18 protein-coding genes are annotated in these 17,185 nt (G+C 36.8%); 5 read left to right on the top strand and 13 right to left on the bottom strand.

From position 1 onward, the window contains the following. Nucleotides 1-87: 87 nt before the first annotated feature. From LX80_RS08440 to LX80_RS08405, 8 genes are all read right to left on the bottom strand, one after another. A complete protein-coding gene (locus LX80_RS08440; protein WP_111295236.1) occupies nt 88-1,377 on the bottom strand; it encodes a metal-dependent hydrolase family protein in 1,290 nt (429 codons plus the stop codon). A 94-nt stretch (nt 1,378-1,471) separates the two neighbouring features. Beyond that, on the bottom strand, nt 1,472-2,392 hold the full coding sequence (locus LX80_RS08435; RefSeq protein WP_111295234.1) for a transporter family protein: 921 nt from the start codon (nt 2,390-2,392) through the stop codon (nt 1,472-1,474). Nucleotides 2,393-2,403: 11 nt separating this feature from the next. Continuing rightward, nucleotides 2,404-3,426: a cytochrome-c peroxidase gene (locus tag LX80_RS08430; RefSeq protein ID WP_111295232.1), complete on the bottom strand. Its 1,023-nt coding sequence runs from the start codon at nt 3,424-3,426 to the stop codon at nt 2,404-2,406. A 5-nt stretch (nt 3,427-3,431) separates the two neighbouring features. Further along, nucleotides 3,432-4,226, bottom strand: coding sequence for an MbnP family protein (locus LX80_RS08425; RefSeq protein ID WP_111295230.1), 795 nt, complete (start codon nt 4,224-4,226; stop codon nt 3,432-3,434). A gap of 203 nt (nt 4,227-4,429) precedes the next feature. Then, complete coding sequence (locus LX80_RS08420; protein ID WP_111295228.1) at nt 4,430-4,798, bottom strand: hypothetical protein; 369 nt, start codon at nt 4,796-4,798, stop codon at nt 4,430-4,432. 85 nt (nt 4,799-4,883) lie between these two features. After that, a complete protein-coding gene (locus LX80_RS08415; RefSeq protein ID WP_111295226.1) occupies nt 4,884-6,434 on the bottom strand; it encodes a YifB family Mg chelatase-like AAA ATPase in 1,551 nt (516 codons plus the stop codon). Nucleotides 6,435-6,546: 112 nt separating this feature from the next. Further along, the gene (locus LX80_RS08410) at nt 6,547-7,860 is read right to left on the bottom strand and encodes a MutS-related protein (RefSeq protein WP_111295224.1); all 1,314 of its coding nucleotides are present in this window, start codon (nt 7,858-7,860) and stop codon (nt 6,547-6,549) included. 39 nt (nt 7,861-7,899) lie between these two features. Beyond that, the gene (locus tag LX80_RS08405) at nt 7,900-9,279 is read right to left on the bottom strand and encodes a dihydroorotase (RefSeq protein WP_111295222.1); all 1,380 of its coding nucleotides are present in this window, start codon (nt 9,277-9,279) and stop codon (nt 7,900-7,902) included. Nucleotides 9,280-9,316: 37 nt separating this feature from the next. On the opposite strand from LX80_RS08405, the gene LX80_RS08400 reads away from it, so the two are divergent. Next, entirely contained in the window at nt 9,317-10,999 is a 1,683-nt protein-coding gene (locus LX80_RS08400; RefSeq protein ID WP_146250435.1) for a hypothetical protein, read from the top strand. Here the strand turns inward: LX80_RS08400 and porT are convergent. Together porT and ubiE are read right to left on the bottom strand one after the other, a co-directional pair. Next, complete coding sequence (gene porT / locus LX80_RS08395) at nt 10,996-11,715, bottom strand: type IX secretion/gliding motility protein PorT/SprT (protein WP_111295218.1); 720 nt, start codon at nt 11,713-11,715, stop codon at nt 10,996-10,998. The two genes, LX80_RS08400 and porT, sit on opposite strands and share 4 nt — an antisense overlap. Further along, nucleotides 11,688-12,434, bottom strand: a complete 747-nt coding sequence (ubiE, locus tag LX80_RS08390; RefSeq protein ID WP_111295216.1) for a bifunctional demethylmenaquinone methyltransferase/2-methoxy-6-polyprenyl-1,4-benzoquinol methylase UbiE — start codon at nt 12,432-12,434, stop codon at nt 11,688-11,690. Before ubiE ends, porT begins: the two co-directional genes overlap by 28 nt. A 205-nt stretch (nt 12,435-12,639) precedes the next feature. Here ubiE and LX80_RS08385 point away from each other — a divergent pair, with 205 nt between their 5' ends. Genes LX80_RS08385 through LX80_RS08370 form a run of 4 tightly spaced genes read left to right on the top strand, consistent with a single transcriptional unit; the run spans nt 12,640 to nt 16,518 of the window. Next, complete coding sequence (locus tag LX80_RS08385; RefSeq protein ID WP_111295215.1) at nt 12,640-13,638, top strand: AAA family ATPase; 999 nt, start codon at nt 12,640-12,642, stop codon at nt 13,636-13,638. Between the two features lie 35 nt (nt 13,639-13,673). Next, on the top strand, nt 13,674-14,540 hold the full coding sequence (locus LX80_RS08380) for a DUF58 domain-containing protein (RefSeq protein ID WP_111295213.1): 867 nt from the start codon (nt 13,674-13,676) through the stop codon (nt 14,538-14,540). After that, nucleotides 14,537-15,511, top strand: coding sequence for a DUF4381 family protein (locus tag LX80_RS08375; protein WP_111295211.1), 975 nt, complete (start codon nt 14,537-14,539; stop codon nt 15,509-15,511). The genes LX80_RS08380 and LX80_RS08375 overlap by 4 nt, the downstream gene beginning before the upstream one ends. Before the next feature lie 2 nt (nt 15,512-15,513). After that, a complete protein-coding gene (locus LX80_RS08370) occupies nt 15,514-16,518 on the top strand; it encodes a vWA domain-containing protein (RefSeq protein WP_111295209.1) in 1,005 nt (334 codons plus the stop codon). Nucleotides 16,519-16,531: 13 nt separating this feature from the next. Here LX80_RS08370 and LX80_RS14470 read toward each other — a convergent pair whose 3' ends face one another. The 3 genes from LX80_RS14470 to LX80_RS14465 all read right to left on the bottom strand — a co-directional run. Then, nucleotides 16,532-16,708: a hypothetical protein gene (locus LX80_RS14470; RefSeq protein ID WP_170120416.1), complete on the bottom strand. Its 177-nt coding sequence runs from the start codon at nt 16,706-16,708 to the stop codon at nt 16,532-16,534. 149 nt (nt 16,709-16,857) lie between these two features. Further along, nucleotides 16,858-17,007, bottom strand: a complete 150-nt coding sequence (locus tag LX80_RS08365) for a cysteine peptidase family C39 domain-containing protein (RefSeq protein WP_111295207.1) — start codon at nt 17,005-17,007, stop codon at nt 16,858-16,860. Then, a partial coding sequence (locus LX80_RS14465; RefSeq protein WP_170120415.1) for a hypothetical protein occupies nt 17,004-17,185 on the bottom strand: 182 nt, incomplete at its 5' end. The genes LX80_RS08365 and LX80_RS14465, both read right to left, overlap by 4 nt.

Raw genomic sequence — 17,185 nt, 5'->3', positions numbered from 1 at the left:
ACAGTTAGTGTGTTAATGAATGTAAATAACTATTCAAATAACAATAACCGTGCAATTTAGTTGCCATGCCGAAACGTCAGCAAATGCTTACTGCGATTTCCATATTTTACCATCTTTCATTACCCATTGTACTTGTTCAAGTAATTGAATATTGCTGAGTGGACTTCCCTTTACGGCAATAATATCAGCATAGGCACCCGGTGCAATTACGCCAATCTTACCGTCTTGTTGTAAAAGTTCAGCAGCAGTGGTAGTAGCTGTTTGTATAGCTTGTAATGGGGTTAGCCCATATTTTACCATAAATTCAAAGTCTTTGGCTTCAGGTAAGTTCCAATCGTAGCCACCAATATCAGTTCCATAGGCAATTTTTACACCTGCTTTAAGCGCTGTTTGAAATATTTTAGGCGCAGCAGCCCTGAATTGTTGATTAATCATACTTCCTTCCTTGGCTCTTCCATCTGCCACATAATCATTCACAAATATGGTGGGACACCAGTACACACCTTTTTCGGCCATTGTTTTAGCACATTCTTCATCCATGCCACTTCCATGTTCTATACTTCTGCAACCGGCAGCAATTGCAGCTAAAATGCCATCTCTGGTCATAGCATGTGCAGCAAAATTTTTTCTGCTCTTTAAAGTTTCATCACCAATGGCTTCTATTTCTTCTTTGGTAAAATTGGGTAAACTTCTAAAGCTGCCATCAGGTAATTGGTAGTAACCTCTGTCTGCATAAATTTTAATCCAATCTGCACCATGTGCCAATTGTTCACGTACTGCTTTTCGGGCATCATCTGCACCATTCACTTCTTGAATGCCTTTAGGTAAGTCTAATTCCCAGTTATATTCTTTAGGGCTAATGGGATAGTGGCCTACCGTATTAATAGCACGTGTAGCTACAAACATTCTGGGGCCGGGAATTACCCCATTGTTAATGGCTTTTTTCACATCTACATCCGCATACATTGCTCCTTCCGTTTCTAAATCGCGAATAGTAGTAAATCCATTATTCAAAGCAATGGCAGCACTGCGGGCTGCACGTAGCGTGCGGTAGGGTATAGATTCTTTTAATAATTGCGCAGCATAATCATCGCTGGTAATATCGCCTTGTAATAATACATGGGTATGGCAATCAATTAGTCCGGGTAAAACAAAATAGTTGGAAAGATTAATAATGCTGTCTACTTTATCCTTAAAGTCTGCTTTAGGTACAATTTTTTGAATAATATTATCTCGAACTACAATTACCTGATTATCACTAACGGTACCGGTTTTAACATCTAATAACTTTCCGCATTGTATGGCAGTAGTTCTTTGACTAAATGCAAGGCCTGTAAAAAGCAATGCCACTAGCAACAGCAAGTTTTTCTTAAGCATAAATTTGGTTTTATTGCCTAAGTTAGTAAATTCTGTATATTAAAAAGTGTATGCCTTTATCTTCCTTGTAAATTACTTTTATAAGTCATGTTTTTTAAAACATAAAAGCTACGTGTACCATTATTCTGTTATTTGCTTTTACAAAACCATTGGCCAAATTTTGTGTTAAGGGTGTTTGCCAGTTAGCACCCAATGCAATTTTTTTTATGTTGGCTTCAGCACCTACTGTTCCCAATAGTAATTTACCACCCGATACATCCACCGAAAAATTTTGATCAGTATCTAAGCTGCTGTTTTCGTATTGAATGCCGGTATTGGGTGCCAATGTTAATGAATTGGCTATTCTAAATTTATAATATAGTTGCGCTGTTGTAGAAAACTTATTGCCATACCTATATCCATATGTATTGGTAGTATTTATTTTATAGGTGGCGCTGATGTTTATGCCGGCATCTTGTAAACGGGCATCATACATTATATTCATCGTAAAATCAGTACTGCCGGTTCCTAATTGAAATAAGTTAGTACTTTGAGTACTGCTATTTTTATCTGCCGGATTGTATTGACCTGTAGGTAATTTTATACCTGTACCAACCCACAAGCTTTGTACGAATAAATGATGGTGTAAGGTTTTTCGTTGCTGTATTAGTGCATAATATAACTGTACACTCATATCGCCCAATCCATTTTTTTGAATGTGCGTAGTAGTATTTTCTCTGGTATTAAAACTATAGGGTAGGTTAAACATTAAACGTAAATTTTGATGCAAGTTCCATCCTCCCCATAATTCTCCTGTTGCATAACTTTCTGTGTTGGTTAAGTAACTGGTAGTTCCACCTACGCCAAGGTGGGTACGTAAGCTATTGTATCTAAAGCGAAAGCCTATAATATGTTTTTGGAATTCCGGCAGAATACCTAAATAGTTATTGCCTAAGCCACAACCACATATATCGCAGCCATAACTGAAAGAAAAGCTGAGTATCATCAATAAACAGCTAAGGGTAATTTTTTTCATTCTTAAAAAGTTTATTGTTCACTTAGCATTTTATTTTCAACAAAATTTTTGTCGTTAAGTGTTTGTAAAAAAGCCAGTAATTGTTGCCTTTCCGTGTTAGATAAAGAGAAACCCAAATGGCCATTCTGTTTAAGTAGTGGGTCTAAGTTTGCTGCATCGGTAACCTGGCCGGTATAAAAGTCAATTACACCATCTAACGTTAAAAATCGCCCATCGTGCATATATGGTGCAGTATAATAAAGATTGCGAAGTGATGGTACTTTGAATTTATAACGATCATTATCTTGTAAGGTAATGTCATATCGGCCAACATCATTTATATTATTGGGTGATAAGCCATTGTTACGGAATGAATAATCGGTAAACAAAGGTTCTTTGTGGCAGCCGGAACAATTCTTTTTAAAAATAGCATAGCCTGCATTTTCCGTTTCTGTAAATGTTGCCTGATGCCGCATTACGCTATCATATTTTGATTGATTACTTATACACATTAGCATGAATTGGGATAATGCTTTCAGTAAACGCGTTGTGGTAATTTCAGGTGTACCAAAAGCTTTTTGAAATAATTGCGGATATACAGGGGAATTACGTAATGTTTTTAAAACATTATCCATGGTATTACCCATTTCAACATGGTTGGTAATAGGGGCAATGGGTTGCAAATCCAAATCAGCAATACCGCCGTCCCACATGAATGACGGACTCCAGGCTAAATTCATAATTGGTGGTGTATTGCGTGTTCCCAAACTGTCGAAAATGCCATGGCTAACGCTATGCCCATGTTGTGTGAAAGCAGAAGTTTGTATATGACAAAAGCCGCAGCTTATGGTATTGTTGGCTGAAAGCGACGCATCATAAAATAATTTTCTTCCTAACACAAATCCATCCTCCGTTATAGGATTATTATTGAAATTATAAACCGGTGTTGGAAAATAATCCGGTGATGAAAATCCTGTAAATGCCTGTGTTATTTCTTTCTTGCAGGCAATAATACCTGCAAGAAAGAATACTAACCCAATAATTTTAAATTTCATACAGTTTAGTTTTCAGTATGATTGTGTGAAAACATATTTGCATAGTTATTTGCAATGTTGGCACTGAATGGGCTTACCATTACTACCGCATTTTTTGCAATACTGATGTTGGTGGTTCCATTAAACACTTTTAAAACATCAACCAATAAATGAATATTAGCGGGCTTATTATTTTTTATTTTAGCCGTGCCACGTGCAGTTAAATCGAGTGTAATGGTTTTTAAGTTATTAATGGTGGGTGTGGTGTATCCACCGAATAAACCTATATGATATTGAAAGATGTTTCCGTTTTGTGTAGAAGCAGGGGAAGTGCCTTCCATTTTAAAGAATATATAGCCGCTATTCCAACTCCAATACATACCTGCTGCTGTTCCCGCCGGGTCTAATACTCCTGTTCTTTTACTAATATCCATAGTGTTTCTTAAACTATCCACACCAACCACAAAACTTAATTTGGTGTATTCGCCTTCAGGTACTTTTAATTTGGGAATGGTAGAGTTGGGAATACTTTCATCAATTAAAAAATAACAACTGTCCTGCGGTATGGTAACCGTTGTACCATCTGATTTAGTTAATACAAAATTGCTGACAAAGTATTTCAACAAGGTTACTTTAAAACTTTCATTGCTGGCATTAGTGTAAGTGCCGGTATTGAGTTGTAAATCTTGATTGCCTACTACATTATCAAATTCTATGGATAGTTGTCCTGTAGCTGATGTATTGTATTCCGGTGCAACTTCTTTTTTACAGGATGTAATGATGAGTGTTAAAGCTGAAAATAGAAATAATATTTTTTTCATAATATAATACGATAAGTTGTTTGATTAAAATAAATGGCTTTTGCTATTCTTTTACATAGCATGACCTATACTTTGGAATACTTGGCTTTTAAGCAAAGCATTGCCATTACAAAGCATTCATCTTTGTTTGAACCTTTTTGATAAGTAAAAAGATGCCTAACTCAATTTTTCAATTGAATACAAAAAGTAGTATGTGTGTAGGTTTATCCGGGCGGATGAAAAATTGCAAGGGCCATTTTAACAGGATGCCCGATTTGTGTTATGGAACAAAAATTTTGTTTTGTTGCAGTAGTATTTGGAATAGAGAGAGTTAAATGATGTTGATTGAAAATTGAAACTTCTTCTTTATTATTGAGTTTTTGTTCAGGATTTTTTTGTTCGTTTTTTTCTGCTTTAGATAGTTGCTTCATCATTTGGCATTTACCATTACAATGCAGCATGGGCTTGTCTTTGTTTTCGCAGTGTATAGCAAAACTGTTGGTGTTTACATAATAGTCGGCAACAATGAGCAAACGATTAAAAGTTTGCAGCAGGAAGGGTATTAAAAGCAATATAGCACCAATTTGCTTCAACGAAATACTTAATTTTTGGCAAAGTTATTTTAAAATCATTTAAAAAATATGATTTAAAGCAGCATTTCAAAAATTTAATATCAAGTTATCCTGCCCAACCTTCGCGGTCTAAACTGCGGTATTGTATAGCTTCTGCAATATGCGGTGCTTCTATATTTACACTGTTTTCCAAATCGGCAATGGTGCGAGCAACTTTAATAATTCTATCATACGCTCTTGCCGATAAATTTAATTTTTCCATTGCTTTTTTTATTAATGCTTCACTTGCACTATTCAACATGCAAAATGTTCTTAATGCTTTGGTATTCATTTGTGCATTGGCATAAATGCCCGGCAAACTTTTATAACGTTCAGCTTGTATATTTCTTGCTTTTATTACACGTTGCCGAATAGTAGCAGAGTTTTCAGAAGTGTGGTTTTGTTTGCTTAATTCATTAAAAGCAACCGGTGTAACTTCTACATGCAAATCAATTCTATCTAATAAAGGTCCGGATACTTTGTTTAAATATTTTTGTACTGCTCCGGGTGCGCAAGTGCATTCTTTTTCGGGATGGTTATAGAATCCACAGGGACAAGGATTCATAGAGGCTATCAGCATAAAATTTGCAGGAAAGTCAACCGCCATTTTTGCTCTTGAAATCGTTACTTTTCTTTCTTCCATTGGCTGACGCATTACTTCTAAAACCGTACGTTTAAATTCGGGCAGCTCATCTAAAAACAATACGCCATTGTGTGCCAATGAAATTTCGCCGGGTTGCGGATTTCCACCACCACCCACCAAGGCAGCATCACTAACGGTATGGTGTGGTGAACGGAATGGCCTTTGCGAAATTAAAGATGCATGTTCCGGTAATTTACCTGCAACGCTATGTATTTTCGTTGTTTCTAAAGCTTCTTGTAAGGTTAAAGGGGGCAGTATCGTAGGCAAGCGTTTAGCCAACATGGTTTTTCCTGCACCTGGCGGGCCAATTAATATGGCATTGTGGCCACCTGCTGCAGCAATTTCTAATGCCCGTTTTATATTTTCCTGGCCTTTTACATCACTAAAGTCAAATTCAAAATTATTTTGTTCCGTAAAAAAATCATCTCTGGTATTTACAACTAACGGTTTTGCATTGCTGTTTTCATTAAAAAAATTTACTACTTCATTAATATGCTGTACACCATATACCTGTAAATGATTCACCATAGCCGCTTCACGAGCATTGGCTAATGGAACAATTAACCCTTTAAATCCTTCTTTGCGGGCTTGTATGGCAATGGGTAAGGCGCCTTTAATGGGTTGAATGGTACCATCCAAACTTAATTCCCCCATTATGATATAATCTTTAAGTGCGTCGGGATTAATTATTTGTTCCGTAGCACCTAAAACGCCAATGGCAATAGGTAAATCAAATGCTGCACCTGTTTTTTTAATATCGGCGGGGGCCATATTTACCACCAAGCGCATACGGGGCATTCTGTATGCGTTGGTTTTAATAGCACTTTCAATACGTTGTAAGCTTTCTTTTACGGCATTGTCGGGTAGCCCCACAATAAAGTATTTTATTTCGCCGCTACTGCTAATGTTTACTTCAATGGTGATGGTGATGGCATCAACACCATAAACGGCGCTTCCATAGGTTTTTACCAGCATATACAACAGGGTATTGGTAGTGGTTTACGCAACCATGATTAATTGCTTCACACTATATTTTCAATATATGTTAATTTTTCGGAAACTAATTTAAAACAAAAATCAATACCTGTTACAACTTATTCAATAAATCAACAACTCCTTCTTTACGCATAATTAAATAGCCCAATCGGTCGTTGCTAATGCCGTCTTTTAACTGATAGCTAAAAATCAGTTGTTCGTTTTCTATGCTGGTTTCAAAATATTTGAATTGTATATTAGGATAGGTTTTGAGTTCTTCCCCAATTTCATAAAGATGAGTGGATAAAATAAAGAGTGAATTATTAATTTTTCGAAGGCCTTCTATTACTGAAATACTGCACTTTACGGCATCTTGCTGGTTGGTACCTTTAAACAATTCATCTATTAACACCAACCAATTGTGTCCATCTGTAATTTTTTCAATGGTATTTTTAATGCGTTGTACTTCTTTAAAAAAATAACTTTCACCTTGTGTAAGGCTATCTGTTAAATTAATATTGCTGATTAATCCATTAAAGAAACTGAGTTGCATTGACGCGGCAGGCACTGCCATGCCTAAATGTGCTAAATATACACATAAACCCACTGCTTTAATAAAAGTGCTTTTACCGGCCATATTGGCGCCGGTTAAAAAAACAAAATTGCTTTGTGGGGTAATGGTTACATTGTAAGGTACGGGGGTAGGCAATTGTATATGAAATAAATCAGTAGCCTGTATAAAGGGCCCATTCATGGATTTAAATTCAGGAAAGTGCAATTGATAACGTTGTGTGGCTATAGCTAAGCTTAGGTAGGCATCTAACTGACTATAAATTTCAATTAACTCATCTAATGCATTTTTAAAATGGTGTTGCACAAAGTAACCGTAACTTAATATAGTAGCTTTTCCTAATGGCTTTTCATTGTTGAACAGCAACATTTCTTGTGCCATGGGCTTGCTAAGGTGCAAGTTAATTTTCTCTATCCATTTTTGTAGTTGCTTGCTGGTGGCAGGTGATAGCAGGGTAACAATTTGTTGCAACCCCTGCAAAAAATGAATACTATGTTCAACAGAATATTTTATGAGGGAATAATCAGGCTTTTTAAAAGTAGCATACATCCAGGCAGAAAAGGCATCGGGTTTAGGGTTAAAACTATCTACCGGTGTTTCAAAAAATTTTTCTAACACCATAATTGTTCCATTGGTAATGGTGGTTGGCCATTGTCCGCTAATTTTAACCAATTGTTGTATGGTGTTTTGTGTGTCCTGTATGGCACCAATACTGCCTAATGGTTGTTGTAAAATTTTCTTTAATAGAATCCTTCCACCATCCGTGTGCGTAAAATTCAATTGTTGCCAAATGGCAATAGTATCATTGTTACCTATAATACTTAGGTCGCGTAAAGTTATATCATCTACCTGCATAGGTGAAAGTTAGGGAAAATTTTAGGTTTTCATGGTTTGTTAACGGTTAAATGCCAAACGCATACCTTTTACAGATGCATCAATGCTGCCATTTGCATAAACCAAGTGTCCGTTTACAAAAGTTTTATCTATTTGCATTGGGAAAGTGGTACCTTCCAGTGGACTCCATCCGCATTTATACAGCAAATTATCTTTTGTAACGGTAATGCCTTGTTGTGGGTTTACCAATACAACATCGGCAAAGTATCCTTCCCGTAAATAGCCGCGTTCTTTAATTTGAAAACAGTCGGCTACTGCATGACTCATTTTTTCCACTACTTTTTCAATACTAATTTTTCCTTGCTGAACATAGTATAGCATTAACAATAAACTGTGTTGAACTAATGGCAAGCCGGCATGTGCATGCAAATAATCAGCATTATTGCAAACCAGCTTTCCGGTTTGTGCATCGCGCATAAATCCTTTTTCTGCTAAGGTGTGTGGGGCATGGTCGGTGGCAATCACATCTAACCGATTATCTAATAATGCTTCCCATAATGCTGCTTTATTATGAGGTGCTTTAATAGCGGGGTTGCATTTAATTAAATTGCCCATTTGTTCATAATCATCAGCAGTAAAATGCAAATGGTGTACACAAACTTCAGCCGTTATTTTCTTTTCTTTAAGCGGAATTAAATTGGTAAATAGTTGCAACTCTTTGGCTGTTGAAATATGTAGGATGTGTAATCGACTACCAAATTTTTGGGCATATTGTATGGCTTTCCATGATGATTCAAAACAAACTTCATCATTGCGAATGATAGGATGATCGGCTGCCGTAAGTGTTTTTTGTTGTTGCAAAGCCTGTAAGTTTTCTTTTATCATTTTTTCTTCTTCGCAATGGGTGGCTATTAATACTTCGCAACCGCTAAATATTTTTTCAAGCGTTAATGGATTATCGACCAATAAATTACCGGTAGATGAACCCATAAAAATTTTAATGCCACAAATAGATTGTTTTTTTTCATTGGTTTTCATTACCTCATCATAATTATCGTTTGAGGTACCCATGAAAAAAGAGTAATTGGCTAATGCATGTTGACTGCCTATCATGTATTTTTCTTCTAACAATTCCTGCGTTAATGCAGGGGGATTGGTATTCGGCATTTCCATAAAACTGGTAACACCACCGGCCACAGCAGCGGTTGATTCCGTTTGTATATTCGCTTTATGGGTTAATCCCGGTTCCCGAAAATGTACCTGGTCGTCAATGCATCCCGGTAAAACGTATAAGCCTTCCGCATTAATTTCTTTTACGGCAAACTTCGTATCAATGTTTGGCGCTATTTTTTCAATTCTTCCGTCTTTTATCAATAAATCGGCATAATATTTTCTGCCTTCATTAATAATATAGCCGTTTTTAATAAGGTATGTGTGCATGTTCCATTATTTTTGTTTCAAATAATTCAGCAAGATTATGAAATGTTTGCGTTATGTAGCCCTGCCCCTTCTATTGATGTGTGTTATCAATGCTTGGTCGCAATCCGATTATGTTCCCTTGGGTAGCCGCCAATACGATTTGTTAACTCGCTTAGAATTAAAATTACGTACCGATTCAGTTTTAAACTTTTCGGCCGTAAAACCCTTTGAACGCAAAACCGTTACCGATAGATTATATTATATTCAAGCGTTAGCTGCTGCCGGAAAAATTCACTTATCTAAGGTAGATGAATATAATTTAAACCTGGTACTAAAAGATAATTTCGATTGGCGTCCCGGCTTAGGTGATACAACAATTCCACTCAAAAACTTGTTCACTTCTTCCATTAAAAATAATCCTGCTTATATAGGGGTGAAGCGGGGCGATTTTTCTGCATACATTTCTCCTTTATTAGATTTAGAACTTGGCCACGATAACAATTTAAATCATCCATTATTCATGAATAGGCGTGGTTTTTATTTGCGTGGTACGCTTTCAAAAGGTATTGGTTATTATTCTTATTTTACCACCAATCAGGAACGTGATCCTTTGTATGTGCAGCAATATGCACAAAAATACCAGGCTGTGCCCGGTGCCGGTTATTATAAAAATTATCAAACCGATGGGTTCGATTATTTTGATGCACGTGGGGGTATTATGTTTAAAGCCGGTAAGTCCATCGATTTTCAATTTGCATACGATAAAGTATTTATAGGCAATGGTATTCGCAGTTTAATTTTAAGTGATGGTAGCAACGATATGCTATTCTTAAAAATCAATACCCGTTTCTGGAAATTCCAATACTATAATTTGTTTGCACAACTTGTTTCCAGTTACCAGCGTGGTCCCGATTATTTGCGTCCGCAGAAGTATATGACTTTGCACTACTTAGATTTTCAAGCTACCAAATGGTTAAATATTGGGTTGTTTGAAGATGTAATGTTTGGTCGTTCTTCGGGCTTCGATTTGAATTATTTGAACCCTATTATTTTTTATCGTTCTGTTGAGCAACAGTTGGGTAGCCCCGATAAGGTTACTTTGGGTGGAAACATTAAGGCCAATGTATTTAAAAACACTCAATTGTATAGCCAAATCATTATTAATGAATTTGTAATGAAGGAAGTGTTAAGGTATAGGGATGGTTACTATGCCAATAAACAAGCATTGCAATTAGGCTTTAAATCAATTGATGTGTTTGGAATAAAAAATTTAGATGTACAGGGTGAGGTAAATTTAATTAGGCCATTTGTGTATTCGCATTACGATTCAGTTGGTTCTTTTACACATTACAATCAGCCACTGGCACATCCTTTAGGTGCCAATTTGCGTGAGTTTTTAGGGGTTATTAAATATCAACCCATTAATCGTTTACAACTTACTGCCAAAGCCATGTATATTGAACAGGGCTTGGATTCTGCAGGTTATAACTTTGGTGCTAATCCCTTTGAATTTTATACCTCCAATCGTATTAGCGATTATGGTTTCCACATTGGTAGTGGTTTATTGGCCAAAACTGCTATGGTTTCTGCAACGGTTACATATGAGTTAATTCCCAATTTGTTTTTTGATGTTACCGGCACTATTAGAAAGTACAAAGTTGTGAACCAACCCGATTTTACTTCAAACATCATAATGCTGGGCATGCGTTGGAATTTAGCCCGACGAACATTCGATTTTTAATCTTCAAAATGAATGGAGAAAACAATCATGCGTGATTGCAGTTGTTGAAAAACGCTGGCGTATTTTAAGTTGGGGTCCGGAATCAGCAAATTGGTTAAGCCATAGCTAAATTTTATTTCGGGCGATATGGTAACAAAAGGCAAAAAGAAATTAAAACCTAAGCCGCCTTCCAGCCCAAAGTCGTTTTTGCGTAGTTTAATAATGTCTGGCACATTGCGCAGTGCAGAGTTGCTCGATAAATCCGTGTCGAACTTAACGCCAAATAATAAATAAGTTCTGAAATTATCAATACGGTCAGAGTTAAACTTAAAATGTACGGGCATACTTACTATAGTAGTAGGTAAGGTTTGTTTTTGTTCCTTTGCTTCGTTAGGTTGCGTACTGCCTAATGTGTAGGAAAAATAACGTGAACCCCCCAAAAAAAGTGTTGGGTTAAATCGAATTTGAAAGTGGTCGCTAAGGCGGCCTGTGGCCAGCAAGCCCAATGAAATACCGCCGGTTGAACCTTGTTCAGCGGTTAACACACTATCATTCGCCATGAAGTGGCTTGATTTTAACTGATGCAGATAAGAGGAATTATAGCCCAACGTTAAACCAAAATAATAGGGCATATCATCGTGGTAAGGACGATAAATTTCCCTTTGGGCCGAAGCCTGTAATACAAAGAAGACCGGCAGAAAATAAAAAATTATTTTGAACCGCAATAAATGGTGCATATACCTAAACTAAGGGGTTTTAAATACGTTTGGGTAAATCCTGCTTCATGCATAATGGTTAAAAATTGTTTACCTTCCGGAAAGGCTCGAACACTATTGTTCAGGTATTTGTACGCTTTTTTATTTTTCGAAAATAATTGTGCAAATGCCGGTGCTATTATGCTAAGATATAAATTATAAATCATTTGAAACGGTTTCCACCGGGGTTTTGAAAATTCCAGTATTACAATTTTACCGCCAGGTTTTAATACCCGGTGCATTTCCCGTAAACCTTTTAACAAATTTTCAAAATTGCGTACCCCAAACGAAACGGTAATGGCATCAAAGCTATTATCTTCAAAATCAATATGTTCACTATCGCCTTGTTGTAGAATAATGTTATTGGAAAGGCCGGCTTTTTCAATTTTTTGTTTGCCCAGGTTTAACATTCCCTCACTTATATCAATCCCTATAATTTTTTGGGGTTTCAGTCTTGCATAGGTCATTAAAGCCACATCGGCAGTGCCGGTTGCTACATCTAAAATAGTTTGAGGTTGCAGGGCTTTTAATTGTTGAATGGCTTTTTTACGCCAAATAATATCAATTCCACCACTTAAAAAACGGTTCAGAAAGTCATATTTCCCCGCAATATTGTTAAACATTTCAGCTACCTGTTCTTTTTTATGCAGGGTACTTTGCTGGTCGGGAACAATCTTGTCGTGCGCAAATTCAGTAGGCATAGGCTGCGAAGATATTTAATTATTCATGTGTTTATGAAATAGGATATAACCTTAACAAATGGCATGATTTTTATGTTTGATGCATGCCTATTTACAATTAAATTTGAAGCCAATGTACCGTATTGCCCTAAAATATTCACAATTAAAAATAGGAATCATGCCCTTATGCGGGGCAGTTTGTATTTTCACCTCATAAAAATAGCCCATGCACACACCCGAATCCATTCAGGAAATGAATCAGCAAATTGAATTACACGCCCAATTTATCGATCGTATTAAAGTAGAACTGGCAAAAGTGATTGTGGGCCAACAATATATGGTTGACCGACTATTGATTGGCTTACTCAGCAATGGTCATGTGTTGTTAGAAGGGGTTCCCGGCCTGGCCAAAACCCTTACCATCAAGTCGCTGGCACAAGCGGTAAATGGCCAGTTTAGCCGCATACAATTTACCCCCGACCTTTTACCTGCCGATGTTATTGGCACCATGATTTATAACCAACCCAAAAATGAATTCCTGGTTCGCAAAGGGCCCATATTTGCCAATTTTATTTTGGCCGATGAAATTAACCGCGCCCCTGCTAAAGTGCAAAGTGCTTTGTTAGAGGCCATGCAGGAAAAACAGGTAACCATTGGCGAAACAACATATCCACTGCCATCGCCTTTTTTGGTGTTGGCTACTCAAAATCCGTTAGAGCAAGAAGGTACCTATGCTTTACCCGAAGCACAGGTTGACCGTTTTATGTTGAAGGTAATGGTGGGTTATCCCGATAAACAGGAAGAACAACTTATTATACGCCAGCAAGTGCAAGGCATGGAATTACCTACTATTCAACCGGTGGTAGATGTTTCAGAAATATTAACTGCCCGTAATTTAGTTCGGAAGGTTTATATGGATGAAAAAATAGAAAATTACATTCTCGATTTAGTGTTTGCAACCCGTTATCCCGAACAATATGGCTTAAGTAAATTAAAACCCATGATTGGTTATGGTGGTTCGCCACGTGCCAGCATCAATTTAGCATTGGCGGCTAAAGCAGTTGCCTTTTTACACAAACGAAGCTACGTTATTCCCGATGATATTAAAGCAATAGCTAAAGATGTGTTGCGTCACCGTATTGGTTTAACTTACGAGGCTGAAGCTGAAAATACCACTACCGAATCAGTTATTGATACCATGTTGGCTACCATTCAGGTACCCTAGTATGTAAACCCTCATCTGTTTGTTAAATATTGAGTATGGAAGCAGCCGAATTATTAAAAAAAGTACGTGAACTGGAAATAAAAAGTAAGCGGTTAACCAATCGCTTATTTACGGGTGAATATCATTCGGCATTTAAAGGCAGAGGAATGGCTTTTAAAGAAGTGAAAGAATACAGCGCAGGCGATGATATTCGGTTTATTGATTGGAATGTTAGTGCCCGCATGAATGATACATTTACTAAAGTTTTTGAAGAAGAACGCGAACTGGAAGTGTTTATTCTGGTAGATGCCAGTGCCAGTAACTTAATGGGCACACAGCAACAGTTTAAAAAAGATTTAATTACCGAAATGGCTGCTGTATTGGCTTTTAGTGCACTGAACAACAATGATAAAACCGGATTATTATTTTTTACCGACAGGGTTGAAAAGTTTATCCCCTCTAAAAAAGGAAGACAACATGCATTGTTCATGGTTCGCGAATTGGTGTCATTGCAACCCATGCATAAACAAACCAATATTGTAAAAGCCTTGCAATATTTAAACAATATTACACGCCATAAAAGCATTGTTTTTTTATTAAGCGATTTTGCCGATGAAGGTTATGAAGAGGCCTTACGTATAGCTGCCCGCCGGCACGATGTAATTGGGGTACAGGTATATGATGCATTGGATGTAGCCTTGCCCAATATGGGATTAGTAGTGGTTGAAGATCCCGAAACAGGCGAACAATTATGGTTAGATACCGCCAGTAAAGCCGTGCGTCAACAATATGCCGCACAATTTTCCAAAATACAACACGATGTAAAAAAAGTATTCAAAACCGCCGGTGCCGATTTGCTACAAATAGCTACCGGACAAGATTACGTTAAAATTCTGCAGCAATTCTTTATTCAAAGGGCATGAGTCAATTTTATTATTATATACAGCAATTGTGTACCGTTATTAACCATATCTCATTGTTCAAGCGTAAACAATGGTTTGGCTTGCTGCTGTTTTGTTTGCCCCTACTAACATTTAGCCAACAAATTACAGTAAAGCTGAACCCCGATAAAATCTTAATCGGCAATCAGACGCAATTAACTATTCAAGTTGAAAATGTTCAAAAAAACCCTAGTGGCATTCAGCAATGGTTACAATTGCCCGATACCTTTGCACATATACAAGTGGTGAAGCGGGAACCCATTGATACTTTTACTGTTGATGGAAATACTATTTTTTCACAGAAAATAACCATTACCTCATTCGACTCTGGCAGTTGGAAGATACCTGCATTATCGGTTGTGTTTCTCAACAAACAAACAGTAGCCAATAAAAATACACCTGTTTTAACGGTTTTGCCGGCTAATGTATCGGGTATGAATGATTACAATGGCTTTACGGATATTATTTCAGTTACCCCACCGCCTAAACCATTCCCCTGGTGGATAATTGCAGCTGCCATTACCGTTGTAGTTATAGTATTGATCATTATACAATGGGCACGAAAGCGTAGCAAACAGAAACCCATTCCCGTTAGTTCGCCAAAAACGAAAGAACAGATACTGGAAGCCCTAGCGCAGTTAAAAGAAAAGTACCCTTATTCATCCGGTAACACCCGACTGTTATTTACTGAATTAGTTGAATTGTGCAGAAGTTTTACCGATTTATGCTATCAGCAAAACACCCAAAGTTATACTACCGATGAGTATATGATTGTTATTAAAAATAAAATAGGTAACGAGCCGGTGCAAAATGCTTATTTTCAAATGCTTCGTTTGGCCGATGCCGTTAAGTTTGCACAATATAAACCTGCGGAAAATGAGGTGAATGCAGCCATTGATGCCGGTAAACAAATGGCTAAAACCGTACAACAATTTTCATTTCAACCCAAGTAAACATGCTGTCATCGTGGCTTCAACATACTGAATTTGCTTATCCATGGGTGTTACCCCTGTTACTCATTATTCCGTATTTGATATATTGGTATATAAAAACTTTTCATCGTCAAATACCTGCCGTTCGTATTACTACCACGCATTTTTTAAAGGGAACAGCCGGTATAAAATCTAATTTAAAACATCTGCCTTTTGTTTTACGCTTATTAGCGCTCAGTGCTATTATTATTGCTTTAGCACGTCCACGACAACAGTTTACCAAACAACAAATTAATGGAAAAGGTATTGATATAATATTGTGTATTGATATTAGTGGTAGTATGACGGAACAAGACTTTGTACCTAACCGATTAGAGGCCGCTAAAAAAGTAGCAGCCGAGTTTGTTGAAAACAGGCCCGGTGATGAAATAGGCGTTGTAATTTTTAGTAGTCAAAGTTTTACGTTATGCCCATTAACGGTTGATCATAATGCGGTATTAAGTCAAATTAACAATATTCAAAACGGTTATTTGCAAGAAGAAGGAACGGCTATTGGTTCGGGATTAGCTACCAGTGTTGATAGATTACGCAATAGCACCAACAAAAGCAAGGTAATTATTTTATTAACCGATGGAGTGGATTTCGGCGGGCAAATACCACCTGATGTGGCCCTTAATATGGCAAAGTTATATGGCATTAAAGTTTATACAATAGGCGTAGGCAGTAATGCCAATCGGGTAGATGATAACCATAATATCATTAATAACAGCAATTCAGGTCCGTTAGATTTTAATGAAGGATTATTAAAACAACTAGCTGCCGAAACCGGTGGACAATATTATCACGCTACCAATAATGCTGCCTTACAAAATATTTATAAAAGTATTGATGGGTTAGAAAAAAGCAATATTACCGTTACTACCTATAAGCGTTATACCGAGCAATTTCAGTGGTTTGTATTAGCTGCATTGGTATTGGTGGTGTTAGAGGTATTGTTGCGATTAACACTACTACGTAAATTTCCATAATGCATTGCCAGCCTTAAAATGTATATCGAATAGCAGCAGTAACTTGCCTGGGACGCATGAACATACCTGATTGTACCGTATAGTAAGCATTAATATTGGTGCTAACCAAATAGTTGTTGTTGAATAGATTGCGTACACCCAATTCAATATCTGTTTTGTTTGAGGTGTCCAAACTATCTTGTTTTTTCACATGTGAAGAGTGCCTAATTTTAATAATTGGTATTATTGTATTTCTCCTCTTTTCCCTTTAATCCATACATCCACTCTAATAAGCACTTTCTAATCTATTCTTTTAGCGTCCACACATTCACGTCAAAAAATTTCTTAATTGTCTTTATCTTACAGTCTTTCTTTGTTTAATTGTGTTTTGGTTCTAACTTCATTTACATCTAAATTTCTGCCATAATATTTTGCAATCATAGCTAAACAAGCTGGTCCGCAATCCATTTGATTGAGTTGGTGAATGAATGGGAAAGATGATTTTTTCATTTAAAATAATTATTCAATTCTGCAATTAGCTTACCACCGGAAGAAGGGCGTTCTGCCTTTAAATTTAGAATTTGACCATTTTCGTTGACGATGATATAGCGAGGAATTTCAAATGAATTTTTACCGTATATCTTCTCTTGTAGATTATCTATTAAATTTTTGTTTGCAATTAAATGAG

This window comes from Hydrotalea sandarakina, from assembly GCF_003254115.1.
In the GTDB taxonomy this organism is placed as follows: Bacteria; Bacteroidota; Bacteroidia; order Chitinophagales; family Chitinophagaceae; genus Hydrotalea; species Hydrotalea sandarakina.
Note: the sequence above shows the minus strand (reverse complement) of the source record. Positions and strands in the feature narration are given on the sequence as shown.